Raw genomic sequence first — 22,570 nt, forward strand, 5'->3', positions numbered from 1 at the left:
TTCCGACTGCAGCAGCGCGGCGATGATCATCAGGTTGTTCTTGGTGCGATGGTTGATCTCCCGTGCGATCTGCCGCCGCTCCTCGCTCAGGCGATTGGCTTCCTTCAGCGCGTCATGCAGCAGATCGGTCACCGCGGAAATCAGGAAGCCGCAGACCATGTAGGCAAGAAAGCCGACAGTACCGCTGGTCGTCTTGTCCACCAGGCTCCAGCGCGGTTCGACGAGGGCAAGATAGGTCAGGCCGGCGGTAATGAAGGAGGCGAATACGCCCGTCTTCAGAATGACTGCACAGGCGGCGGCCACGGGGGCGACCAGGATGTAGTGATGTTCCAGTGTCGCCGAAAGGGCATAGACGTAGGCAACCGCGCCGACGCCGAGCAGCAGGGTGAGAAGATAGCGGATACCCGTGGGCAGGTTATGCAGCCGTAAGGATTCTCTCACCAGGCTCTTGGGCATCGGCACTCACCACGCAAAGCCCTGTCATACGACCCTCACGCTGATGGGTCCCGGGGCAAAACTAGGGCGATCCGCAGACGGAGGAACGGTTCCGGATAGTCACTGGCCCGGAGCCGGCCGGCTGGCTAGTCTGCCGCCATGGCAAGGATGGCAAGGCGATACTTCGTTTCCGGGCGGGTGCAGGGAGTCGGCTTCCGGTACTGGACGGTAGGTCGGGCCAAGCAGCTCGGCCTGGTCGGATGGGTGCGCAACCGGCGGGACGGCCGGGTGGAGGTGCTGGCCTATGGCGAGACCGGCAGCCTGGACAGTCTGGAAAAGGAGCTGCAAAGCGGCCCGGCCGGCGCGCAGGTGACCGCCGTGGACGCCGCACCGGTCAACCCGGACGAGGCGGCGCTGGCCGCCGAGGCGACCAGGTTCGACCAGACCCCGACGCTGTAATCGTCTGCTGGAAAACAAATCATCCGGATGTCGGCCCGGCCGGTCCTCCGGCGTCCTCGGATCAGAACGGCCGCTTCCGGTGGCCGGCAGACCCGAGGAGACAGACATGCGCGTGATGGTGATGGTGAAGGCGACCAGGGACAGCGAGGCGGGCATCATGCCCACCACCGAACTGCTGGAAGCCATGGGGAAATACAATCAGGAACTGGTGAATGCCGGGATCATGCTGTCGGGCGACGGGCTGAAGCCGTCGTCGCAGGGCAAGCGGATCGCCTTCGACGGCACTTCCCGGACCGTCATGGACGGGCCCTTCACCGAAACCAGTGAGCTGGTTGCCGGCTTCTGGATCTGGCAGGTGAAAGACATGGCGGAGGCGGTCGCCTGGGCGAAGCGCTGCCCGAACCCGATGCCGGGACCGAGCGAACTGGAAATCCGTCCGTTCTACGAGATGGAGGATTTCGGCGAGGCGCTGACCCCCGACGTGGCTGCCCTGCATGAGCGGACCCGGGCGGGGCAGGCGGGGACCTGACAGCCGGGTTACCGGTAAGGCCGCACTTGACCGGCCGGATTGTTCGATTTATGTTCCATGATCTGCTGCGGCAGGGCGCACACATGGTTTGGGCCGCAGCGGATCAGGCGGAGACAGCCGGTCATAGGCATGTTTAAGCTGCTGCAAGCCCGGTTTAAGGCCGGATAAGGAAAAAATAAGACTCGAATAAGCGCAACTCAGGACGAGTTAAAAACTTCAGACAGCAGTGAGGAAGTGCCGTCTAATCCATGAAGAAAAAAGAAAAAGTGAATCTTACTTTTCGGCAGTGGGCGATCTGCTATATCGGGGCTTTGGGACTTGGCGGACTGACCTGGTGGGCGACGGGGAACAGCTGGCTCGGGGGCGGCGCGGTGGTCGCCTTCACCGCGGTCTATGTCTTCTGGCTGGCGGGGCGGATGGAGCCGAAACCGGCCCGCGACCCGGCGGCCGGGCTGACCCGGCAGCAGAAGCGTGATCTCAAGAGGAAGGGAAAAATTTAACCTTTACTTTTGCTTATCGGCGATATCCGATCCGATTTCACAACTGTCTCCGAGGCGGCCGAGCAGGGCGGCTTCCACCGTGTCGCGCAGGATCAGGTCGATCTCCGGCAGGGTCGCGGTCAGGCCGAGATCAGTCAGCGAGGTGACCCCGTAGGGGGTGGCCTCGGTTTCCTGGATGCCGCAGGCGACGATGCCGCCGTAATGGCTGAGGTCGGGGTCCACGTTCAGGCTCAGGCCGTGGAAGGTGACCCAGTGCCGGACCCGGACGCCGATGGCGGCGATCTTGTCCTCCCGGCCGGGGCCCTGGTCGGGCCGTGGCACCCAGACGCCGACCCGGCCGTCGCGGATCTCGCCCCGGACGTTGCAGCGGGCCAGGGTGGCGATCACCCAGTCCTCCATCCGGCAGACGAAGGCCCGCACGTCGCGCCCCCGGCGGGCGAGGTCGAGCATGAGGTAGACCACCCGCTGGCCGGGGCCGTGGTAGGTGTACTGGCCGCCGCGGCCGGCAGTATGGACGGGGAAGCGCGGGTCCAGCAGGTCGGCCGCCCTGGCCGAGGTTCCGGCGGTGTAGAGCGGCGGGTGTTCCAGCAGCCAGATCAGTTCCGGCGCCAGGCCCTCGCGGATCGCAGCCACCCGGGCCTCCATGGCCGCCAGCGCCGCCTCGTAGGGTACAGGGGCGTCGCTCACGGCCCATTCCACAGGGCCGGCGGGGGTATCGATGATATCGGTCGGGGGCGGCGGGAAGGACATCTGGAGGGGCGGGAGCCTTAACGTCATGCTAACCTGTCCCGGTTACTTAAAGCCGGACGGTCCGGAAGGCCAGCAGCCCGAGGGGCGAGTGGAAGGAGTTCAGCATGGCGATCACCAATGCGGTGAATGACGTCTCGGTGGAAATCTCGGTGGTGCTGGGCAAGGCGACCATGCCGATTCACCAGGTGCTGAAGGTCGGCCGCGGCGCGGTGATCGAGCTGGATGCCAGCGTCGACGACCACGCCTGGATCTTCGCCAACAACAAGCTGATCGCCCGCGGCGAGATCGTCATTTCCGGCGAGAAGGTGGCGGTTTCCATCACCGACACCATGTCGGACGACTAGAACCGGCAGAACCGGCGCCGGGAACCCTCCGGTCCGGCTTGAACCCCGCGGCGGGATTTGCTATTCCCCCGCGTCCCCCGATAAATGCGGTCGTGGCGGAATTGGTAGACGCGCAGCGTTGAGGTCGCTGTGGCCGAAAGGCCGTGAAAGTTCGAGTCTTTTCGACCGCACCATGGGCTTTACGCCCCCCTTGCCCTTCCTTCCAGGTTACGGCTGTTGTAAGCCTGATTTCCCCGGCGGCATTTCCGCGCGCCGGCCATCCGATCCTGTTGTTTGGGCGAGAGTTCCTGATGACCTCCGATCTTGACCGCGCGGCGCTGGAATATCACCGGCTGCCGAAGCCGGGCAAACTTGAAATCACCCCGACCAAACCGCTTGCCACCCAGCGCGATCTCGCTCTGGCCTACAGCCCCGGCGTCGCCGCCGCCTGCCATGCCATCGTCGACGATCCCGCCCAGGCGGCCGAACTGACCGGCCGCGGCAACCTGATCGGCGTCATCTCCAACGGCACCGCCGTGCTGGGCCTGGGCAATATCGGGCCGCTGGCTTCCAAGCCGGTGATGGAGGGCAAGGCCGTCCTGTTCAAGAAGTTCGCCGGCGTCGATGTCTTCGACATCGAGATCAACGAGACCGATCCGCAGAAGCTGGTCGACATCATCGCGGCGCTCGAGCCAACCTTCGGCGGCATCAACCTGGAAGACATCAAGTCGCCGGAATGCTTCATCGTCGAGCGCGCCCTGCGCGAGCGCATGAAGATCCCGGTCTTCCACGACGACCAGCACGGCACCGCCATCACGGTGGCGGCTGCGATCCTCAACGGCCTGCGCGTGGTGGACAAGAAGATCGAGGATGTCCGGCTGGTGGCCTCCGGCGCCGGCGCGGCGGCACTGGCCTGCCTCGACCTGCTGGTCGAACTGGGCGTGAAGCGCGAGAACATCGTCGTCACCGACATCGTCGGCGTGGTCTATGAAGGCCGCACCGAGCAGATGGACGAGTTCAAGGCGCGCTATGCCCGTCCGACCAACCATCGCACCCTGGGTGATGCCATTGCCGGCGCCGACGTCTTCCTCGGCCTCTCGGCGGCCAATGTGCTCAAGCCCGAGATGGTCGCCAAGATGGGGCCCAGGCCGCTGATCCTCGCGCTGGCCAACCCGACTCCGGAAATCCTGCCCGAAGTGGCGAAGCAGGTGCGGCCCGACGTGGTGATGGCGACCGGCCGGTCGGACTATCCGAACCAGGTCAACAACGTCCTCTGCTTCCCGTTCCTGTTCCGCGGCGCGCTGGATGTCGGCGCCACGACGATCAACACGGCGATGGAACTGGCGGCGGTGCGCGCGATTGCCGATCTTGCGCTGGCCGAGATCTCCGACATCGTCGCCCGCGCCTATGGCGCCGACGAGCAGCTCAGTTTCGGCCCGGAATACTTCATCCCGAAACCCTTCGACCCGCGCCTGATCCTGCAGATCGCGCCGGCCGTGGCGAAGGCGGCCATGGATAGCGGCGTGGCGACGCGGCCGATCGCCGATCTGGACGCCTATCGCCACAGCCTGGAACGCTTCGTCTATCGCACCGGTTTCGTGATGCGGCCGACCTTCGAGCGCGCCCGCCGCCGGCCCATGCGGCTGATCTATGCCGAGGGCGAGGACGAGCGCGTGCTGCGCGCCGCCCAGATCGTGCTGGACGAAAAGCTGGCGTCGCCGATCCTGATCGGCCGCCGCGCCGTCGTCGAGAACCGCATCAAGCGCCTCGGCCTGCGGCTGAGGATCGGTGAGAATATCGAGCTGATCGATCCCGAGCGCGATGACCGCTATACAGAATACTGGACGGGCTATCTGGCGCTGATGAAGCGCAAGGGGATCGCGCCGGACGATGCGCGTACCATCATCCGCACCAACACCACGGTGATCGCCGCCATGGCGGTGCATCGCGGCGAGGCGGATGCGATGCTCTGCGGCGCCATCGGCCAGTTCGAGCAGCATCTGCCGCATATCAACGACGTCATCGGCCTGCGCCCCGGTGCGGAGCTGCCGGCGGCGATGCAGCTGCTCGTGCTGCCGCAGGGCATGCTGTTCATTGCCGACAGCAACGTGAATTTCGATCCGACCACCGACGAGATCGTCGCCATCGCCCGGCTGGCGGCCGAGGAAGTGCGGCGTTTCGGCCTGGTGCCGAAGATCGCGCTACTGTCGCATTCCAATTTCGGCAGCGCGCCGACGCCGTCCTCCCGCAAAATGCGCGACGCCGTGCAGCGCCTGCAGGAACTGCTGCCCGATATCGAGATCGAGGGCGAGATGAAGGCCGACGCCGCTGTCTCGGAGGCGATCCGCGACAAGCTGCTGCCCGACGGCAAGCTGCGCGGCTCGGCCAACCTGCTGATCATGCCCAATCTGGATGCGGCCAACATCGCCGCCAACCTGGTGCGGCAGATCGACCAGGGTTTCTATGTCGGTCCCATTCTCATGGGTATGGCCAAATCGGCCCATATCGTGTCGCGCAACGTCTCAGTACGCGGTGTGGTGAACATGAGTGCCGTCGCCATCGTCGATGCCCAGGATCATGCCGACGGCGCAATGGGCCAGTGGCTCAAGACCCAGGAGTGATGATGTTTCCCGAAAGGCTGAGCAGGGGGTACCGCGCCTTCCTTGGGGGGCGCTTCACCGGCGAGCGCTCGCGTTACGAGATGCTGGCGGAGAAGGGGCAGAAGCCCGAGATCATGGTGATCGGCTGTGTCGATTCCCGCGTCTCGCCGGAGGTGATTTTCGACGCCGCGCCCGGCGAATTGCTGGTGGTGCGGAACGTCGCCAATATCGTGCCGGCCTATGCGCCGGACGAGAACCAGCATGGCACCAGCGCCGCGCTGGAATTCGGCGTCCAGGCCTTGCGGGTGAAGCATATCGTGGTGCTCGGCCATGCGCTGTGCGGCGGCATCCGCGCTTTCGCCGACGATCAGGAGCCGCTTTCGCCCGGCGACTTCATCGGCCGCTGGATGTCGCAGATTGCGCCGGCGGCGGAACTGCTCGGCCCCCGGCAGCCCGAGGATCCTGACTATCTGCGCCGGCTGGAATTCGCCTCCGTCGAGCTCAGCCTGCGCAACCTGATGACCTTTCCCTGCGTGCGCATCCTGGTCGAGCGCGGCAAGCTGGAACTGCATGGCGCCTATTTCGGCGTCGCCAGCGGCCGCCTGCTGGTACGTGACCCGCAGACCGGCCAGTTCGGCCCGGTGGTGGAAGGCTTTCCCGAACGCGGCGGTCCCGTACTCTGACCGATCCGGTACTCTGACCTAGTGGCCGATCACCGGATGCGGTGAGGCGGCATTCCAGTCATGCGCGGCGGCGAAGTCGCGCAGCTGCCCAACCGCTTCGTCCTCGGCATTGCGCCAGACCAGCCCGATGCGATGGGTGTCGCGCAGCTCCGGCAGCGACACGACGGCGATGCTGTCGCTGACCAGCCAGTCCGGCAGGATGGCGAGGCCGATGCCCGCCGAGACCAGCGTCAGCAGGCCGCTGTCGTCTTCCACCCGGCCGACGATGCGCGGCCGCACATTCTGACTGGCGAACAGCTTTTCGGCCGCCGGCATGACCTCGGCGTGCGGACGGATCACGAAGGGCTGGTCCTGCAGGTCCGCCACCCGGGCGCTGCTGCGACGGGACAGGGAATGGCCGGCCGGAACGCCGAGCACGTAGCGCTGGCGGTACAGCGGCAGGCAGCGCTCGTCATGGTCGGGCTCGAGAACCAGGATGGCCGCCTCGATGCGTCCGAGATCCAGCCGGCGGCTCAGGGCTGCCGGAGAGGCTTCCAGCGTTTCTAGCGCGATATCGGGATGGGCGGCGGCGAAGCTGCCCAGCAGCTTGGCCAGCCGGGCGCCGGGCAGGCCGGGGATGTAGCCGAGCCGCAAGCGCTGCCGTGCGGGGCGCGCCTGCCGCAATTCGCGCCGGGCGGCGGTCCATTCCTGCAGCAGCAGCCGGGCGCGGGGCAGGAAACGGGCGCCGGCCGGCGTGAGCTGGGCGCCGCGGTTGCGTTCGAACAAGGGCGCGCCGAGCGAGGCCTCCAGCCGTTTGATCCCGGCCGAAAGGGTCGGCTGGCTGACGCTGGCACGCTCCGCGCCGCGCGTGAAACTGCCGGTTTCCGCCACAGCCATGAAATAGCGGATCAGGGTGAGGTTCATGGATATAGAGAAAACCTATTTCCTTTATAAAGACAATTGATTTTCCCTATCGGCCTTCCGGCGTTAAGAATTCTGCATCAGCGGAGGAGGCGGCCATGACGGAGCGCTATGTCGAAACCCTGCGGCTCATGACCCAGGCTTGGCCGGCTTTCGTGAAACGGATCCCCTCCACCTTCAACATTGCGCCGGCGGTGCCGAAAGGAGTAGCGGCATGAATGCCATTCCCGAGTTCAAGCCGCAGGATCCCGATTACGAGGCGCGGGTCCGCGACAGCTTCGGCCGCCAGCCGGCGATGGAGCACATCGGAGCACGGCTGACGGTGGTGTGGCCGGGCCTCTGCGAGGTCGAATTGCCGCGGCGGCGCGAGATCCTGCAGCAGCACGGCTTCGTCCATGGCGGCATCGTCGGCATGATCGCCGACTCTGCCGCCGGTTACGCCGCATTCAGCCTGTTTCCCGCGGATTCCACGGTGCTGACTGTCGAATACAAGATCAACCTGATGGCGCCTGCCGATGGCGACCTGATCCGGGCGCGGGCACAGGTCACCCGGCATGGCCGTACGCTGACCATCGTGGCATTCGACGTATTCGGCGAGAATGCCGGCAAAACCATCCACTGTGCCACCGGCCTTGCCACCATGATGTGCGTCCTGGGGCGCGCCGATGCGCCGCGGAATGCTGCGTCGACCGCGCCGGTCCGTTAAAATCGTCCGTCCGAAACAAGGAAAACGTGATGCTCGCCAATACCTATCCGACTCTCGATTTCGACCTCGGCGAAACGGCTGACATGTTGCGTCAGACGGTTCGCGGTTTCGTGGACAGCGAAATTGCGCCGCGTGCCGAGGAAATCGACCGGACCAACGAGTTCCCGCGCGATCTCTGGACCAAGCTGGGTGATCTTGGCCTGCATGGCATCACCGTGGAGGAGGAATTCGGCGGCAGCGGGCTCGGCTATCTCGAGCATTGCGTGGCGATGGAGGAGGTGAGCCGCGGCTCGGCATCGGTCGGCCTGTCCTATGGCGCGCATTCCAATCTCTGCGTCAACCAGATCCGCCGCAACGGAACGCCCGAGCAGAAGAAGCGCTATCTGCCGAAGCTGATTTCGGGCGAGCATCTTGGCGCACTCGCCATGAGCGAGCCGAATGCCGGCTCCGACGTGGTGTCGATGAAGCTGCGCGCGGAGAAGAAGGGCGACCGCTACATCCTCAACGGCAACAAGATGTGGATCACCAACGGCCCCACGGCCGATGTCCTGGTGGTCTATGCCAAGACCGATCCGAATGCCGGTCCGCGCGGCATCACCGCCTTTCTGATCGAGAAGGGTTTCAAGGGCTTCTCGACGGCGCAGAAGCTCGACAAGCTGGGCATGCGCGGCTCCGATACCGGCGAACTGGTCTTCCAGGATTGCGAAGTGCCTGAAGAGAACGTGCTGGGCCAGGTCGGCAAGGGCGTCAACGTGCTGATGAGCGGCCTCGATTACGAGCGCGCCGTGCTGGCGGCGGGACCGCTCGGCATCATGCAGGCCGCGATGGACGTGGTGCTGCCGTATATCCATGAGCGCAAGCAGTTCGGCGCGCCGATCGGCACCTTCCAGCTGATCCAGGGCAAGGTCGCCGACATGTATACCGAGATGAATGCCGCGCGCGCCTATGTGTATGCCGTGGCGAAGGCCTGCGACCGCGGCCAGACCACGCGCAAGGACGCCGCCGGCGCCATTCTCTTCGCGGCCGAAAAGGCGACCAAGATCGCACTGGATGCGATCCAGATCCTCGGCGGCAACGGCTATATCAACGACTATCCGACCGGACGCCTGCTGCGCGATGCCAAGCTGTACGAAATCGGCGCCGGCACCTCGGAAATCCGCCGCATGCTGATCGGCCGCGAGATCTTCGAGGAAACCAAGTGAAGCGGTTCGCCCAGACACTGCTGATCCTGCCGTTTCTGGCGGCGCCGGCGCTGGCCGCCGACGAAGACGCGCGCTGGTCTCCGATCGATCCCGACAGCCGCAAGGTGGAGTGGGCAGCCGAGCATCTGGCGGCCACGCCCCATCTGGCGGAAGGGTTCAGCGGACCGCTGGGCTACCGGGTCGAGCGCTATTTCTGGCGCGCGCAGCAGCCGGGCGGCGCTTTTGCCATCGTCGTGCTGCGCGACCTGCGCGGCGATGATCACTACCTGAGCGGCCCGATCGATCTCATGAAATTCGCCGGCACCATCCTGAAGGGGCTGGAGGCGCCGAGCCCCCAGGCGCTCGAGCCCGAGGCACACAACACGCCGACCGCCAGCGGCATGGCCGTGGCGCGGCGTTTCGAGCTGGGCGCCCGGCAGTGCGTGGCGACCGGCCTGTATGCCGGCCCGGACGGCAGGGGCAGCTCGAAGGACGTGCCGCTTTCGGAGGGGCCCCTGCGCCTGGATGGCGTCTACTGTGCCGCGGCCGGCGAGAAGATGACGCCGGAACGCGCTGTGGCGACGGTCGCGACGCTGCGGATCGGCGAGCCGGAAAAGCCGTCAACCGCCGACCGTCCGAACAAGTGACAGCTCCAGTAACCCGGGAAGGACATGCCATGCTGACCGAAGAGCAGCAGATGATCCGCGACATGGCCCGCGATTTCGCCCGTGAGCGTCTGGCGCCAGGCGCGGCGGAACGCGACCGCAGCGGTCAGCCGCCGCTGGACCTGCTGCGAGAGATGGGCCGGCTCGGCCTGATGGGCATGGGTGTGCCGGAGGAATGGGACGGCGCGGGCGCCGATTTCGTCGCCTATGTGCTGGCGCTGGAGGAGATCGCCGCCGGTGACGGCGCGGTCAGCACCATCATGTCGGTCAACAATTCCCCGGTCTGTGCGGCGCTGCTGCGCTACGGCAGCCAGGAGCAGAAGGAGCGTTACCTGAAGCCGCTGGCGCGCGGCGAATGGATCGGGGCCTTCTGCCTGACCGAGCCGCAGGCCGGCTCGGATGCCTCGGCGCTGAGGACGCGGGCGCGGCGCGATGGCGACAAATGGGTCATCAACGGCGTGAAGCAGTTCATCACCTCGGGCTCGATCGCCAGGGTGGCGCTGGTTTTCGCGGTCACCGACCCCGGGCAGGGCAAGCGGGGCATCTCCTGTTTCGTCGTGCCGACCGACACACCCGGCTACAAGGTCGCCAGCGTGGAGAGCAAGCTGGGCCAGCATTGCTCGGATACCTGCCAGATCGTCTTCGACGATCTGGTGGTCGGCGACGACGTCCTGCTGGGTGAGGAGGGAGAGGGTTACCGCATCGCGCTGGCCAATCTCGAATCCGGCCGCATCGGCATCGGCGCCCAGGCGGTCGGCATGGCCCGGGCGGCCTTTGAGGCGGCGCTGGCCTATGCCGGCGAGCGGCAGGCCTTCGGCACGGCCATCATCAACCATCAGGCCGTCGCCTTCCGGCTGGCTGACATGGCTACCCGCATCGAGGCCGGCCGGCAGATGGTGCTGAACGCCGCGCGACTGAAGGATGCCGGCCGTCCCTGTCTGAAAGAGGCCAGCATGGCCAAACTGTTTGCGTCGGAAATGGCCGAACGCGTATGCTCGGACGCCATCCAGATTCATGGCGGCTACGGTTATCTCGCCGACTTTCCGGTCGAGCGCATCTATCGCGATGTCCGGGTCTGCCAGATTTACGAGGGCACCAGCGACGTCCAGCGGCTGGTGATCAGCCGCGCTTTGACCGGCTCCTGACAGGAGCCGCACCGACGGGGGAGACCGTGTGAACCAGGGCAATGAGATCGTCTTCATTGCATCTCTGTTGGTCCTGGTCAGCATCTTTGCCGGCTCGGCGTCGAGCCGTTTCGGCGTTCCCTTCCTGCTGGTGTTCCTCGGTCTTGGCCTGCTGGCCGGGGAAAGCGGGCCGGGCGGGATCGTCTTCAACGACTACCAGCTCACCTACACGATCGGCTCCGCGGCGCTCGGCATCATCCTCTTTGACGGCGGGTTGAGGACCAATTTTGCTACCGTGCGGCTGGTGGCCGGGCCGGCCTTCGTCCTTGCCACCGCCGGCGTGGTCGGCACCGCCGCCCTGCTGGGCGTCGCGGCGCATTTCGCGCTGGGCCTGGGCCTGCTGGAATCCTTCCTCGTCGGCGCCATCGTCGGCTCGACCGACGCGGCCGTCGTCTTCTTCCTGCTCAACATGAAGGGCATGGCGCTGCAGAAGCGGGTCAGCGGCACGCTGGAGGTGGAGTCCAGCATCAACGACCCGATGGCCATCTTCCTGACCCTGGCCTGCGTGGAACTGATCCGGCTCGGCCATCCGCCGGAGACGCTCGAACTGATCGGGCTCTTTCTGGCGCAGATGGTCGGCGGCCTCGTGGTCGGGGTGGTCGGCGGCTTCCTGCTGGTGGCTTTGTTCAACCGCGTACCGGTGGCGGGCGGTCTGTATCCCATCGTGGCCATGGCGGCGGCGCTGCTGATCTTCTCCGGCGCCAATTTCATCAACGCCTCGGGGTTCGTGGGCGTCTATGTCGCGGGACTGGTGCTGGGCAACCGGCGGCATCGCGGCGCCCAGGTGATCCTGCGCTTCTATGACGGGCTGAGCTGGCTGAGCCAGATCGTCATGTTCCTCCTGCTCGGGCTGCTCATGACCCCCGAAGCGATGACGCCCTATGCGATGGGCGGCGGCATTGTCGCGTTTGCCCTCATCCTTATCGCCCGCCCGCTGACCGTGGTGGCCTGCCTGCTGCCGTTCCGCTACACGTGGCGCGAGATCGGCTTCATCTCATGGATCGGCCTGCGGGGCGGCGTGCCGATCTTCCTCGCCACCATCCCGGTGCTGGCAGAGCTTCCCAATGCCGAGCTCTATGTCACCACCGCCTTCTGCTGCGTGCTGGCCTCGCTGACCGTGCAGGGCTGGACCATCGGTCCCGTGGCGCGCTTTTTCGGCCTGGAGCTGCCGCCGCGACCCGAGGCGGCGACGCGTACCGATATCGACTTCTCGGGCGCCACACTGGATCGCGACATTGCCAGCTACCGCGTCGAGAAGGAGGCGCCGGCGCTGGGCTACCGGTTCGCCGAGCTGCCTCTGCCGCGACGCTGCCGCATCATGGCGGTGATTCGGGAGGGGGCGCTGGTCGACCGCACCAGGATCGAGAAACTGGAAGCCGGCGATCATCTGCTGGTCCTGGCGCCGCCGGAACAGTTCTTCCCGCTCGACCGGCTGTTCTCCGCCCGCAGGGAATCGGAACGCCGCCGCCGGAAGCGCGAGCGCGGAGAGGAGGTTTTCGGCGAATTCGTGCTGTCCGGCGATACGCTGATGGGCGAAGTGGCCGTACTCTACGGCCTTCCGGTCGAGGAGAAGGATCGCAACGAGCCGATCGGCGTCTATATGCGTCGCCGGCTGCGGCTCCGTGCCGTGGTGGGCGACCGTCTGCGCCACGGGCCGGTGGAACTGGTGGTGCGCGAGGTGCGCGACGAGCGGATCACGTCCGTCGGTATCGAACTGGAGCCGGAGGAACACCCCTTGCTGGGCGGCATTCGTCGCGCTTTCGGATTCGAATAGGATAAGCAATAACTGAACAGGTAAAAAGAAGGAGGAGACGCATATGCCTGCCCCGCTGGAATTCTATTTCGATTTTTCCTCGCCCTACGGCTATGTCGCCGCCATGCGCATCGACCAGATCGCAGCGAAGCACGGCCGCGGCGTGGAGTGGAAGCCGATGCTGCTCGGCGCCGTCTTCAAGGTTGCCGGCTCGCAGCCGCTGACTGAGTATCCGCTGAAGGGGGAGTATTCGAAGAAGGATTTCGCCCGCTCGGCGCGCGAGCATAACATCCCCTTCAACATGCCGTCGAAATTTCCGCTGCCGACCCAGGCGGCGGCCCGCGGCGTCTACTGGTTGCAGCAGAACGCACCCGACAAGGCGGTACTGTTCATCAAGGCGGTCTATACGGCCTTCTTCGTCGAAGACAAGGACATCTCCGCCCCCGATCTGATCGGCGATATCGCAGCCGGTCTGGGCGTCGACCGCGCGGCCTTCATGCAGGGCATCGAGTCGGCCGAGATCAAGGCCAGGCTGCGCGAGGCCACGGAAGATGCGATCCACAAGCGCGGCGTTTTCGGCTCGCCCTTCACCTTCGTGGACGGCGAGGGATTCTGGGGCGCCGATCGCCTCGACATGATCGACCGCTGGCTGACGCGCGGCGGCTGGTGATCGCAGACTTCGGCAACGACAAATAAAAAAAAGGACGTCTCCCATGGCCAATCCGATCGTCTTCTACTGGGATTTCCCTTCGCCTTACGCCTATATCGGCGCGAACCTCATCGAGCCGGTGGCGCAGAAGCACGGCCGCGAAGTCGACTGGCGGCCGATCTCGCTGGGGCACCTCTGGAAGGCCATTCCCGACCGCGCGCCGATACCGAAGGACAAGATGGCGCATATGATGCGCGACTGGACCCGCTCGGCAAAATTCGCCGGGCTGCCGATCGTGACCACGCCTGAACCGTTTCCGACCGACGCCAAGCTGCCGCGGCTGCTGTTCTATCGCCTGAAGGCGCAGGACAAGGCGAAGGCCGTTGCCTTCGCCAAGGCGGCGTTCCGGCAATACTGGGGCGAGGGCAGGGACATTGCCAGGCCGGAGCATCTCGCCGGCCTCGTGACGGCGCTGGGCATTCCCGAAAGCGAGATCGCCGCTGCCGCCGAGGATGCGGCCGCCCGGCAGCAGGTGCTGGATGCCACCGCCGAGGCGGTGCAGGCCAAGGCCTTCGGCACGCCAACCTTCATCGTCGACGGCGAGATGTTCTGGGGTTCGGACCGCATCGATCATATCGACCGCTGGCTGACCGCTCCGGTCTGAGCGGTCATGAACCCTCAACCCGCGGGCGGCAGTCTGCTCGCGTCAACCGGACTCATCGCCACAGCCCTGTTATGGGGCGCGATGATCCCGATGACCTATGCGCTGGCCACCCGACATCTGGACCCGTATTTCGTGTCGGCGATCCGGTATCTGATTCCGGCACCACTGCTGTTCGGTCTGGCGCTCGCCTATGACCGTCGGTCGCCCTTCGCGGCGCCGGTGCCCTGGGGGCGGGTCTTCCCGCTGGGCTTCGGGATGGCGCTGTTCTCGATCTGCTACACGGTCGGCGTCATGCTGTCCGACCCCGTGCGGGCCGCCATCGTGATGAGCTGCAGCCCGCTGGTGGCCGCCTTGCTGTCGAAGCTGCTGCTGCGCGCGCCGCTGGCGCGGGGTTTCTGGCCGGCGGCCATCGCGGCCATAATCGGGGCCAGCCTCGTGGCGATGGACGCCGTCCGCGGCCGTGCTGCCGTGTCGGGAGAGATTCCCTATTTCGGCGAGGCGCTGCTCGTGCTCGCGATGGTGAGCTGGAGCTGGTACTCGATCCGCGCCCAGAGCTGGCTCGGTTCACTGGGGTGGAGCCAGATGCGCGTGACGTTCCTCACGTCTCTGGCAGGTGGCCTGCTGATCTGCAGCCTGTTTCTGCTGTTGGCCGTTTTGCAGCCGCAGCGCCTGCCCGCTGCCATGCCGTCGTCAGCCGCGCTCGGCATGCTCGCCTGGGTCGGCATCGGCGGTGCGGGAATTGCAATCGTGCTGTGGAATTACGGCGTCAGCCATGTCGGCGTGCCGGTGGCGACACTCTATACCAGCCTGGCGCCGGTCTTCGCCGTTCTGGTCGCGGCAGTATTCTTCGACGCCGGCGTGACGCTGCAGCAGGTCGCCGGCGGGATTCTCATCCTCGCCGGCGTGCTGCGCATGCAGTGGCTGCAGGTGAAGACGGTGCGTCAGAAAATCGTGTAGGCGCCGTCGATCACGATGGAATCGCCGGTGTGGTACTGGCTGGCATCGCTCATCAGGTAGACCGCGATGCCGGCAAAATCCTGCCGCTGGCCCCAGCGGCGCACCGGAATGCGCGGCAGTACGTTGCCGGCGAATTTCGGATCCGCCACGCCGGCCGCCGTCATCTCGGTCTCGATCCAGCCTGGCAGGATGGAATTCGCGGTGACGCCGTAACGGGCCATGCTTACCGCCATGGCGCGGATCATCGCCAGCATGGCGCCTTTGCTGGCGCCGTAGGATTCCGCCCGCGCCGCGCCATGGATGCCGGCGGTGCTTGCCATGCCCACGAGCCGGCCGCCCGACTTGTCGCCGTTCTTCGAGCGCTCGACCATATGCGCTGCGGCGGCGCGGAGCGTGAAGAAGGCGCCATCGAGATTGACCGACATGACGCGGCGCCATTCGGCCGTGCTCAGTTCGTGGAAAGCCGCCCGCGCCTGGCTGACGCCCGCATTGGCGAAACAGCCGTCGATCCGGCCCATGGCCTTCACCGCCTCGGCGAAGGCGGCATTGACCTGCGTTTCGTCGGAAACGTCCACCTTCTGGACCAGCACACGTTTGCCGAAAGCCTTCAGCGCCGTTTCGGCGGCCGTGTTCTTGGCGGGGTTGCTGCCCCAGATCACGAGATCGCAGCCGGCTGCCGCCAGGCCTTCCGCCATGCCCAGACCGATGCCGCCGTTGCCGCCGGTGATCAGGGCAACCTTGCCGCTCAGGTCGAACGGATTGCGGGCCATGTTTCCTCCATAGATTTTGCCGATATTGCCGATAGCAGGTGGAAATTAGCAGGGGATCGCGCGGCCTGCACCCTTTTGCGGGCAGGGGCCTTGCGGCAGGGGGAAGCGGCTGGCATCTTCAGCCTGATCCAGCCCGAGAACCAGAAGCAGACGCCCCGCATGAGTGCGCTCACCAGCCAACTTGACACCCGCTCGGCCGCTTTCCGCGACAATGCCGCCCATATGCAGGCCCTGGTCGACGACCTCAAGGCCAAGGTGCACAGAATCAAGCAGGGCGGCGGCGAGAAGGCGCGCGAGAAACATCTGTCGCGCGGCAAGCTGCTGCCGCGCGACCGCATCCGCACGCTGCTGGATCCCGGCTCTCCGTTCCTCGAACTGAGCCAGTTTGCGGCCTGGGACATGTATGGCGGCGACATCGCGGCCGCCGGCATCATCACCGGCATCGGCCGGGTGTCGGGGCGCGAATGCGTCATCATCTGCAACGACGCGACGGTGAAGGGCGGCACCTACTTCCCGATGACGGTGAAGAAGCATCTCCGGGCCCAGGAGATCGCGCGCGAGAACCGGCTGCCCTGCATCTACCTGGTCGATTCCGGCGGCGCCAACCTGCCGACTTGGGATGAGGTCTTCCCCGACAAGGAACATTTCGGCCGCATCTTCTACAACCAGGCCACCATGTCGGCCGAGGGAATTCCCCAGATCGCCGTGGTCATGGGATCCTGCACAGCAGGTGGCGCCTACATGCCGGCCATGTCGGATGAATCGATCATTGTGCGTAACCAGGGCACGATCTTCCTGGCCGGCCCGCCGCTGGTGAAGGCCGCCACCGGCGAGGTGGTGTCCGCGGAAGAGCTCGGGGGCGCCGATGTCCATGCCCGCGTCTCCGGCGTCAGCGACCATTACGCCATGAACGATGCCCATGCACTGGGCCTGGCGCGGCGCATCGTCGCCAACCTGAATTCCGTGAAGAAGGTGCCGGGCGATGTGCGCGAACCGCGCCCGCCGCGCTACAATGCCTCGGAGCTTTACGGCATCATTCCGAAGGATGGTCGCGTTCCCTTCGATGTCCGCGAGATCATTGCCCGCATCGTCGACGATTCGGAATTCGACGAGTTCAAGAAGCTCTACGGCACCACGCTGGTCTGCGGCTTTGCCCGCATCCACGGCTATCCGATCGGCATCGTTGCCAATAACGGCATCCTGTTCTCGGAAAGCTCGCTGAAGGGTGCGCATTTCATCGAGCTCTGCTGCCAGCGCGGCATCCCGCTGCTGTTCCTGCAGAACATCACCGGATTCATGGTCGGCAAGAAATACGAGGCCGGCGGAATCGCCCGCGATGGCGCCAAGCTGGTGACGGCTGTTTCCTGTGCCAATGTGCCGAAATTCACCGTGATCATCGGCGGCTCCTACGGCGCGGGCAATTACGGCATGTGCGGCCGGGCCTTCTCGCCGCGGTTGCTCTTCATGTGGCCCAATGCGCGCATCTCGGTGATGGGCGGCGAACAGGCGGCCAGCGTGCTGGCGACGGTGAAGCGCGACGGCATGGAGGCCGAGGGCAAGACCTGGAGCAGGGAAGAGGAAGAGGCATTCAAGAACCCGATCCGGGCGCAGTACGACCGGCAAGGCCATCCGTACTATGCCTCGGCGCGCATCTGGGATGACGGCATCATCGACCCCGCCGATACCCGCATGGTGCTCGCATTGGGCCTGAGCATGGCGCATAACGCACCGATCCAGCCGACGAAGTTCGGCGTCTTCCGGATGTGACGGACATGAGCGGAGCAGCAGACATCGTTCTTTTCGAGACGGACGCACGGGGCGTTGCCACGATCACCCTGAACCGGCCGCATATCCACAACGCCTTCAACGACGATGTCGTGCAGCGGCTTTCGGCGATCTGGAAGGACATTGCCGGTCGCGCGGATGTGCGCGTCGTGGTGCTGAAGGGAGCAGGCAGGAGCTTCTCCGCCGGCGGCGATCTGGACTGGATGCGGAAGTCGGGGCAGGCGACGCCGGAGCAGAACCGGGCCAGCACGATGGCCATGGCGCGGATGCTCAGGAGCCTGAACGACCTGCCGCAGGCGACGCTCGCGCTGGTGCACGGCAACTGCATGGCCGGCGGTACCGGCCTTGCCTCGGCCGCCGACATCGTCGTCGCCACGCAGGATGCGAAATTTGCCCTGACGGAAGTCCGTCTCGGGCTGACGCCGGCGACCATCTCGCCCTATGTGGTGGCTGCCATCGGCGCGCGGCAGGCGCGCCGCTATTTCCTCACCGGCGAGCGCTTCGACGCCGCGGAAGCCTGCCGCATCGGCCTGGTGCATGAAGTGGTGGCTGATGCCGGCGCGCTGGAAACCCGCGGTGCCGAAGTGATTGCGGCCCTGCTGCAGGGTGCGCCGGGCGCCATCCGTGATTCCAAGATCCTGGTCGAGCGCGTGGCGCGGGCCCGGGTGGACGAGGAACTGATGGCCTTCACCGCGCAGAACATTGCCGACCGGCGCGCCAGCCCGGAGGGGCAGGAGGGGCTTGCCGCCTTCTTCGACAAGCGCAAGCCGAACTGGGCCAGCTGAGCCGGAGGCGCCACGTGTTTCGCAAGATCCTGATTGCCAATCGCGGTGAAATCGCCTGCCGGGTCATCCGCACGGCCAGGCGGATGGGTGTCGCCACCGTTGCCGTCTATTCCGACGCCGATGCCGGCGCACGGCATGTCGCCATGGCCGATGAAGCGGTGCATATCGGCCCGGCGGCCGTGCGCGAAAGCTATCTGGTGGCCGAGAAGATCATCGCCGCGGCGAAGGCCACTGGCGCCGAGGCCATCCATCCGGGTTACGGCTTCCTGTCCGAGAATGCCGGTTTCGCCCGCGCCTGCGCCGGTGCCGGCATCGTCTTCATCGGGCCGCCGGTAGGCGCCATCGAGGCGATGGGCCTGAAAGGCGCCGCCAAGGCACTCATGGAGAAGGCCGGCGTGCCGGTCGTGCCGGGCTATCATGGCGACGACCAGTCACCCGAGCTGCTGGCGAAGGAAGCCGAACGGATCGGCTATCCGGTGCTGATCAAGGCGGTGGCCGGCGGCGGCGGCAAGGGCATGCGCCGGGTCGATGCGGCGAAGGATTTTGCCGCGGCGCTGTCCGGCGCACAGCGCGAAGCGGCTAATGCTTTCGGCGACGAGAAGGTCCTGCTCGAAAAGTACCTGGTCAAGCCGCGTCATATCGAAATCCAGGTCTTCGCCGACAATCACGGCAATGCCGTGCATCTGTTCGAGCGCGACTGCTCGGTGCAGCGGCGCCACCAGAAGGTGCTGGAAGAGGCACCTGCGCCGGGCATGCCGGCGGAGATGCGCAAGGCCATGGGCGACGCGGCCGTCGCCGCCGCCAAGGCCATCGGCTATGCCGGCGCCGGCACGGTCGAGTTCATCGCCGATGTTTCCGAAGGCCTGAAGCCGGACCGCTTCTATTTCATGGAGATGAATACCCGCCTGCAGGTCGAACATCCGGTCACCGAGATGATCACCGGACAGGATCTGGTCGAATGGCAGCTGCGGGTCGCCGCCGGCGAGACGTTGCCGCTGGCCCAGGACCAGCTGGCCATCCAGGGCCATGCGGTCGAGGCGCGGGTCTATGCCGAGGATCCGGTGAAGAATTTCCTGCCGTCCGTCGGCACGCTGCACCGCCTGCGTGCGCCGGACGAGAATGCGTATGTGCGGGTCGATACTGGTGTGCGCGAGGGCGACGCGGTGACGCCATTCTACGATCCGATGATCGCCAAGCTGATCGTCTGGGACCAGGACCGCAAATCGGCGCTGCGTCGCCTGCGTCAGGCTCTGGGCGAATACCAGATCGCTGGCGTCACCACCAATACCGCGTTCCTCATGGCGCTGGCGGGGCATCCGGCTTTCGCCGAAGGCGATCTGGATACCGGCTTCATCGACCGTTTCCGCGCCGACCTGATTCCGCAGCAGGAGCCGGCACCGCCGGAAGTGCTGGCACTGGCAGCGCTGGCGGTGACGCTGCAGCGCCGGGCGGAGGTCAAGGCCACGACGGCCGGCGACCCGTGGTCACCCTGGGCCGAGGTGAACGGCTGGCGGCTGAATGATTCCGGCATGGACGAACTGATCTTCCGCGAGCGCGACGAAGACAGGCATTGCCGCGTGGAATACCTGCCCGACGACGAGCTCAGGATCATCGGGCCCGAAGGCAGCCTTGTCGCCGAGGGCTCCATGGGATCGGACGGAACCCTGGAGGCCGTGCTGGATGGTCGCCGCGTGAAAGCGGGGATCGTGCGCCTCGGCGACGAGCTGACGATCCTGCTGCCGGGCCGGACGCACCGCCTGACGCTGGTCGATCCGCGCCGGGCGGGCGACACCGACGAGGCCGCGGGCGGGCAGCTGACGGCACCGATGCCGGGCAAGGTTGTCCAGGTGCTGGTCTCCGAGGGCGCCAAGGTGGAAAAGGGGCAGGCGCTCATGATCATCGAGGCGATGAAAATGGAGCATACCATCACGGCGCCGGCGCGCGGCGTGGTGGCCAAGCTGCTGTTCAGCGCCGGCGATCAGGTCCCGGAAAGCGCCGTCCTGCTCGGCTTCGAGGTGGAGGGCTGACATGGCGTTACCCGGCCGCATCACCCTGTGGGAAGCAGGGCCGCGCGACGGCCTGCAGAATGAACCCGGCGTCGTGCCCGCCGACGTCAAGATCGAGCTGATCGACCGGCTGGTCGATTGCGGCATCACGCATGTCGAGGTGACCAGCTTCGTGTCGCCGAAATGGGTGCCCCAGATGGGCGACCATAACGAGGTGATGGCGCAGCTTAAGCGCCGGCCCGGCGTAACCTACCAGGTGCTGACGCCGAACATGAAGGGTTACGAGGCGGCACGCGCGGCCGGGGCCGAGGCGATCGGCATCTTTGCCGCTGCCAGCGAAAGCTTCTCGCGCCGGAACATCAATTGCAGCGTCGAGGAAAGCATCGAACGCTTCCGCCCCGTGGTCGAAGCGGCGCAGCGCGACGGCGTCAAGGTGCGCGGCTTCGTCTCGGTCGCGGTCGGCTGCCCCTTCGAGGGCGAGATCGCGCCGCAGCAGACGGCCAGGGTCGTGAAGCAGATGTACGACCTCGGCTGCCACGACATCGCCCTGGGCGACACCATCGGCGTCGGCACGCCCGGCAAGATCAGGGCCGCCATCGAAGCCTGCGCCCGGGACGTGCCGCTGGAGGTTCTGGGGGGGCATTTCCACGACACCTATGGCCAGGCCCTGGCCAATACGCTCGCCGCGCTTGAATGCGGCGTCACCCGCCATGATGCATCGGTTGCCGGCCTTGGCGGCTGCCCTTATGCCCCGGGCGCAACCGGGAATGTCGCCACCGAGGACATGGTCTATATGCTCGACGGACTGGGGATCGAGACCGGAATCGATCTCAAGAAGCTCGTGCAGACTGCCTGGTGGATTTCCGACCGGCTGGGCCGGCCGCCGGTATCGCGCGTTGCCAAGGCGCTGAAGTCCAAGTGTCTGTGAGCCTGCCTTGCCCGTTCATCTGCTGAAGGTCGCGGTCGGGATCGAGAGCCTCGACCATTTCCGCCAGCGCATGAAGGCGCGCCGGACCAAAACCTTCACCCATTACACGCGGCATATGCCGAAGCGGGCGGAGGAGGTGCTGGCCGGCGGTTCGCTGTACTGGATCGTGAAGGGGTACATTGCCGCCCGCTGCCCGATCGTGGGGCTGAAAGAGGCCGTGCTGGAAAACAAGGGCCCCCATTGTGGCATCGTCATGAAGACGGAGCTGATCCCGGTGCTGCCGCTGCCGCGGCGGCCGCATCAGGGCTGGCGCTACCTGGAGGCCGAGGATGCGCCGCCGGATATTACGGCGCTGGGGAAGGGGGCGGCGGAAATGCCGCCCGAACTGATGGCCGAGTTGCGCAGCCTGGGTCTTCTGTAATACCAAGCGGCAGGTTCAGCGGAGTTGGTCATGGTTGTCCCGGTTCAGGCGGTCCCGCAGACGGGCCCCGCCGCGTCGCCCCGGTCACGGGCACGCATCATCGTTGTCGGCAACGAGAAGGGCGGCTCCGGCAAGTCGACCACTACCATGCATATCATGACGGGTCTGCTGCTGGAGGGCGGCCGCGTGGCGGCGATCGACCTGGACGCCAAGCAGCGCACCCTGACCCGCTACCTGGAAAACCGCAAAGCCTTCATGGAGCGGAATGGTCTGCGGCTGCCCATGCCCGAGTATGTCGTGGTGCCCGAGAGCGACCGGCCGCTGAAATCCGAGGCCGAGGCCGACGAGGCCGAACGGCTGGCCGCCGCCATTGCCGGCCTGTCGCCGGCGCATGACTTCATCATCATCGACTGTCCGGGCAGCGACAGCCATCTGTCGCGGTTGGGGCATTCCTATGCCGATCTGCTGATCACGCCGGTCAACGACAGCTTCATCGACGTCGACCTGCTGGCGACCGTCGATCCGGACACGCTCCGGGTGCTGAAGCCGAGCCGTTATGCCGTGATGGTCTGGGAGCAGCGCAAGCAGCGCTTTGCCCGCGACCGCCAGAGCGTCGACTGGGTGGTGATCCGCAACCGCCTCTCCCATCTGGATGCGCGCAACAAGCGCAATGTCGGGCATGTGCTTAAGTCGCTGGAGAAGCGGATCGGCTTCCGCTTCCTGCCCGGCCTGTCGGAGCGGGTGATCTTCCGCGAGCTGTTCCTGTCGGGCCTGACCCTGATGGATCTCGACCGCGCCGGCGGCGGGATCAACATGGCCCAGGCTGCGGCGCGGCAGGAAGTCCGCGCCCTGCTGCTTGGGTTGAATCTCGTCACCGACGACTGAGCGGTCCTCCCGACCTGATCCATGCGACAAAAAAGCCGCCGGTTGCCCGGCG

Annotated in this window: 24 protein-coding genes and 1 tRNA gene; 21 read left to right on the top strand and 4 right to left on the bottom strand. The window is 66.0% G+C overall.

Annotated features, from left to right (window positions below; genetic code table 11):
* On the bottom strand, positions 1-456 hold a 456-nt coding region (locus VKZ87_RS12980; protein WP_324221683.1), incomplete at its 3' end, for a hypothetical protein.
* A 147-nt stretch (positions 457-603) separates the two neighbouring features.
* Here VKZ87_RS12980 and VKZ87_RS12985 point away from each other — a divergent pair.
* From VKZ87_RS12985 to VKZ87_RS12995, 3 genes are all read left to right on the top strand, one after another.
* Positions 604-894, top strand: a complete 291-nt coding sequence (locus VKZ87_RS12985) for an acylphosphatase (protein ID WP_324221684.1) — start codon at positions 604-606, stop codon at positions 892-894.
* Between the two features lie 106 nt (positions 895-1,000).
* On the top strand, positions 1,001-1,423 hold the full coding sequence (locus VKZ87_RS12990; protein ID WP_324221685.1) for a YciI family protein: 423 nt from the start codon (positions 1,001-1,003) through the stop codon (positions 1,421-1,423).
* Positions 1,424-1,671: 248 nt separating this feature from the next.
* The gene (locus tag VKZ87_RS12995; protein WP_324221686.1) at positions 1,672-1,923 is read left to right on the top strand and encodes a hypothetical protein; all 252 of its coding nucleotides are present in this window, start codon (positions 1,672-1,674) and stop codon (positions 1,921-1,923) included.
* Positions 1,924-1,926: 3 nt separating this feature from the next.
* Here VKZ87_RS12995 and lipB read toward each other — a convergent pair whose 3' ends face one another.
* Entirely contained in the window at positions 1,927-2,622 is a 696-nt protein-coding gene (gene lipB / locus VKZ87_RS13000) for a lipoyl(octanoyl) transferase LipB (RefSeq protein WP_324221712.1), read from the bottom strand.
* A gap of 155 nt (positions 2,623-2,777) precedes the next feature.
* Here lipB and VKZ87_RS13005 point away from each other — a divergent pair, with 155 nt between their 5' ends.
* From VKZ87_RS13005 to VKZ87_RS13020, 4 genes are all read left to right on the top strand, one after another.
* Positions 2,778-3,017, top strand: coding sequence for a FliM/FliN family flagellar motor switch protein (locus VKZ87_RS13005; protein ID WP_324221687.1), 240 nt, complete (start codon positions 2,778-2,780; stop codon positions 3,015-3,017).
* An 86-nt stretch (positions 3,018-3,103) separates the two neighbouring features.
* Positions 3,104-3,190, top strand: a tRNA-Leu gene (locus tag VKZ87_RS13010).
* 117 nt (positions 3,191-3,307) lie between these two features.
* Entirely contained in the window at positions 3,308-5,617 is a 2,310-nt protein-coding gene (locus VKZ87_RS13015; protein ID WP_324221688.1) for an NADP-dependent malic enzyme, read from the top strand.
* Positions 5,617-6,279 (top strand): carbonic anhydrase, encoded by a 663-nt coding sequence (locus VKZ87_RS13020; RefSeq protein ID WP_324221689.1) that lies wholly within the window; start codon positions 5,617-5,619, stop codon positions 6,277-6,279. Before VKZ87_RS13015 ends, VKZ87_RS13020 begins: the two co-directional genes overlap by 1 nt.
* A gap of 18 nt (positions 6,280-6,297) precedes the next feature.
* Here the strand turns inward: VKZ87_RS13020 and VKZ87_RS13025 are convergent, their stop codons facing one another.
* A complete protein-coding gene (locus tag VKZ87_RS13025; RefSeq protein ID WP_324221690.1) occupies positions 6,298-7,182 on the bottom strand; it encodes a LysR family transcriptional regulator in 885 nt (294 codons plus the stop codon).
* Positions 7,183-7,393: 211 nt separating this feature from the next.
* Between VKZ87_RS13025 and VKZ87_RS13030 the strand changes: the two genes are divergently transcribed.
* From VKZ87_RS13030 to VKZ87_RS13065, 8 genes are read left to right on the top strand one after another with little or no spacing between them, the layout of a single operon-like run.
* Complete coding sequence (locus VKZ87_RS13030; protein WP_324221691.1) at positions 7,394-7,885, top strand: PaaI family thioesterase; 492 nt, start codon at positions 7,394-7,396, stop codon at positions 7,883-7,885.
* Between the two features lie 29 nt (positions 7,886-7,914).
* Positions 7,915-9,087 (top strand): isovaleryl-CoA dehydrogenase, encoded by a 1,173-nt coding sequence (locus tag VKZ87_RS13035; protein ID WP_324221692.1) that lies wholly within the window; start codon positions 7,915-7,917, stop codon positions 9,085-9,087.
* Entirely contained in the window at positions 9,084-9,713 is a 630-nt protein-coding gene (locus VKZ87_RS13040; RefSeq protein WP_324221693.1) for a hypothetical protein, read from the top strand. Before VKZ87_RS13035 ends, VKZ87_RS13040 begins: the two co-directional genes overlap by 4 nt.
* Before the next feature lie 29 nt (positions 9,714-9,742).
* Entirely contained in the window at positions 9,743-10,876 is a 1,134-nt protein-coding gene (locus tag VKZ87_RS13045; RefSeq protein ID WP_324221694.1) for an acyl-CoA dehydrogenase family protein, read from the top strand.
* A gap of 28 nt (positions 10,877-10,904) precedes the next feature.
* Positions 10,905-12,689: a potassium/proton antiporter gene (locus VKZ87_RS13050; RefSeq protein WP_324221695.1), complete on the top strand. Its 1,785-nt coding sequence runs from the start codon at positions 10,905-10,907 to the stop codon at positions 12,687-12,689.
* Positions 12,690-12,732: 43 nt separating this feature from the next.
* Complete coding sequence (locus VKZ87_RS13055; RefSeq protein ID WP_324221696.1) at positions 12,733-13,338, top strand: 2-hydroxychromene-2-carboxylate isomerase; 606 nt, start codon at positions 12,733-12,735, stop codon at positions 13,336-13,338.
* 43 nt (positions 13,339-13,381) lie between these two features.
* The gene (locus tag VKZ87_RS13060) at positions 13,382-13,981 is read left to right on the top strand and encodes a 2-hydroxychromene-2-carboxylate isomerase (protein ID WP_324221697.1); all 600 of its coding nucleotides are present in this window, start codon (positions 13,382-13,384) and stop codon (positions 13,979-13,981) included.
* 6 nt (positions 13,982-13,987) lie between these two features.
* A complete protein-coding gene (locus VKZ87_RS13065; RefSeq protein WP_324221698.1) occupies positions 13,988-14,938 on the top strand; it encodes a DMT family transporter in 951 nt (316 codons plus the stop codon).
* Here VKZ87_RS13065 and VKZ87_RS13070 read toward each other — a convergent pair.
* Positions 14,923-15,708 (bottom strand): SDR family NAD(P)-dependent oxidoreductase, encoded by a 786-nt coding sequence (locus VKZ87_RS13070; protein WP_324221699.1) that lies wholly within the window; start codon positions 15,706-15,708, stop codon positions 14,923-14,925. The two genes, VKZ87_RS13065 and VKZ87_RS13070, sit on opposite strands and share 16 nt — an antisense overlap.
* A 159-nt stretch (positions 15,709-15,867) precedes the next feature.
* Between VKZ87_RS13070 and VKZ87_RS13075 the strand changes: the two genes are divergently transcribed.
* The 6 genes from VKZ87_RS13075 to VKZ87_RS13100 are packed head-to-tail and all read left to right on the top strand — an operon-like array spanning position 15,868 to position 22,518.
* On the top strand, positions 15,868-17,475 hold the full coding sequence (locus tag VKZ87_RS13075; RefSeq protein ID WP_324221713.1) for a carboxyl transferase domain-containing protein: 1,608 nt from the start codon (positions 15,868-15,870) through the stop codon (positions 17,473-17,475).
* Positions 17,476-17,480: 5 nt separating this feature from the next.
* A complete protein-coding gene (locus VKZ87_RS13080) occupies positions 17,481-18,278 on the top strand; it encodes an enoyl-CoA hydratase-related protein (protein WP_324221700.1) in 798 nt (265 codons plus the stop codon).
* A gap of 14 nt (positions 18,279-18,292) precedes the next feature.
* On the top strand, positions 18,293-20,305 hold the full coding sequence (locus VKZ87_RS13085) for an acetyl/propionyl/methylcrotonyl-CoA carboxylase subunit alpha (protein ID WP_324221701.1): 2,013 nt from the start codon (positions 18,293-18,295) through the stop codon (positions 20,303-20,305).
* A gap of 1 nt (position 20,306) precedes the next feature.
* Positions 20,307-21,212, top strand: a complete 906-nt coding sequence (locus VKZ87_RS13090) for a hydroxymethylglutaryl-CoA lyase (protein WP_324221702.1) — start codon at positions 20,307-20,309, stop codon at positions 21,210-21,212.
* Positions 21,213-21,219: 7 nt separating this feature from the next.
* A complete protein-coding gene (locus tag VKZ87_RS13095) occupies positions 21,220-21,633 on the top strand; it encodes a DUF1489 domain-containing protein (protein ID WP_324221703.1) in 414 nt (137 codons plus the stop codon).
* 30 nt (positions 21,634-21,663) lie between these two features.
* Complete coding sequence (locus VKZ87_RS13100; protein WP_324221704.1) at positions 21,664-22,518, top strand: division plane positioning ATPase MipZ; 855 nt, start codon at positions 21,664-21,666, stop codon at positions 22,516-22,518.
* The last annotated feature ends 52 nt before the right edge of the window (positions 22,519-22,570 follow it).

The organism is Ferrovibrio sp., assembly GCF_035304305.1.
Classification (GTDB): domain Bacteria; phylum Pseudomonadota; class Alphaproteobacteria; order Ferrovibrionales; family Ferrovibrionaceae; genus Ferrovibrio.

What these genes read in the sequence shown, in the direction of transcription:
- VKZ87_RS12985 (WP_324221684.1), top strand. Translation starts at nt 604, where the DNA reads ATGGCAAGGCGATACTTCGTTTCCGGGCGGGTGCAGGGAGTCGGCTTC.
- VKZ87_RS12990 (WP_324221685.1), top strand. Translation starts at nt 1,001, where the DNA reads ATGCGCGTGATGGTGATGGTGAAGGCGACCAGGGACAGCGAGGCGGGC.
- VKZ87_RS12995 (WP_324221686.1), top strand. Translation starts at nt 1,672, where the DNA reads ATGAAGAAAAAAGAAAAAGTGAATCTTACTTTTCGGCAGTGGGCGATC.
- VKZ87_RS13005 (WP_324221687.1), top strand. Translation starts at nt 2,778, where the DNA reads ATGGCGATCACCAATGCGGTGAATGACGTCTCGGTGGAAATCTCGGTG.
- VKZ87_RS13015 (WP_324221688.1), top strand. Translation starts at nt 3,308, where the DNA reads ATGACCTCCGATCTTGACCGCGCGGCGCTGGAATATCACCGGCTGCCG.
- VKZ87_RS13020 (WP_324221689.1), top strand. Translation starts at nt 5,617, where the DNA reads ATGATGTTTCCCGAAAGGCTGAGCAGGGGGTACCGCGCCTTCCTTGGG.
- VKZ87_RS13025 (WP_324221690.1), bottom strand. Translation starts at nt 7,182, where the DNA reads ATGAACCTCACCCTGATCCGCTATTTCATGGCTGTGGCGGAAACCGGC.
- VKZ87_RS13030 (WP_324221691.1), top strand. Translation starts at nt 7,394, where the DNA reads ATGAATGCCATTCCCGAGTTCAAGCCGCAGGATCCCGATTACGAGGCG.
- VKZ87_RS13035 (WP_324221692.1), top strand. Translation starts at nt 7,915, where the DNA reads ATGCTCGCCAATACCTATCCGACTCTCGATTTCGACCTCGGCGAAACG.
- VKZ87_RS13045 (WP_324221694.1), top strand. Translation starts at nt 9,743, where the DNA reads ATGCTGACCGAAGAGCAGCAGATGATCCGCGACATGGCCCGCGATTTC.
- VKZ87_RS13055 (WP_324221696.1), top strand. Translation starts at nt 12,733, where the DNA reads ATGCCTGCCCCGCTGGAATTCTATTTCGATTTTTCCTCGCCCTACGGC.
- VKZ87_RS13060 (WP_324221697.1), top strand. Translation starts at nt 13,382, where the DNA reads ATGGCCAATCCGATCGTCTTCTACTGGGATTTCCCTTCGCCTTACGCC.
- VKZ87_RS13065 (WP_324221698.1), top strand. Translation starts at nt 13,988, where the DNA reads ATGAACCCTCAACCCGCGGGCGGCAGTCTGCTCGCGTCAACCGGACTC.
- VKZ87_RS13070 (WP_324221699.1), bottom strand. Translation starts at nt 15,708, where the DNA reads ATGGCCCGCAATCCGTTCGACCTGAGCGGCAAGGTTGCCCTGATCACC.
- VKZ87_RS13075 (WP_324221713.1), top strand. Translation starts at nt 15,868, where the DNA reads ATGAGTGCGCTCACCAGCCAACTTGACACCCGCTCGGCCGCTTTCCGC.
- VKZ87_RS13080 (WP_324221700.1), top strand. Translation starts at nt 17,481, where the DNA reads ATGAGCGGAGCAGCAGACATCGTTCTTTTCGAGACGGACGCACGGGGC.
- VKZ87_RS13090 (WP_324221702.1), top strand. Translation starts at nt 20,307, where the DNA reads ATGGCGTTACCCGGCCGCATCACCCTGTGGGAAGCAGGGCCGCGCGAC.
- VKZ87_RS13100 (WP_324221704.1), top strand. Translation starts at nt 21,664, where the DNA reads ATGGTTGTCCCGGTTCAGGCGGTCCCGCAGACGGGCCCCGCCGCGTCG.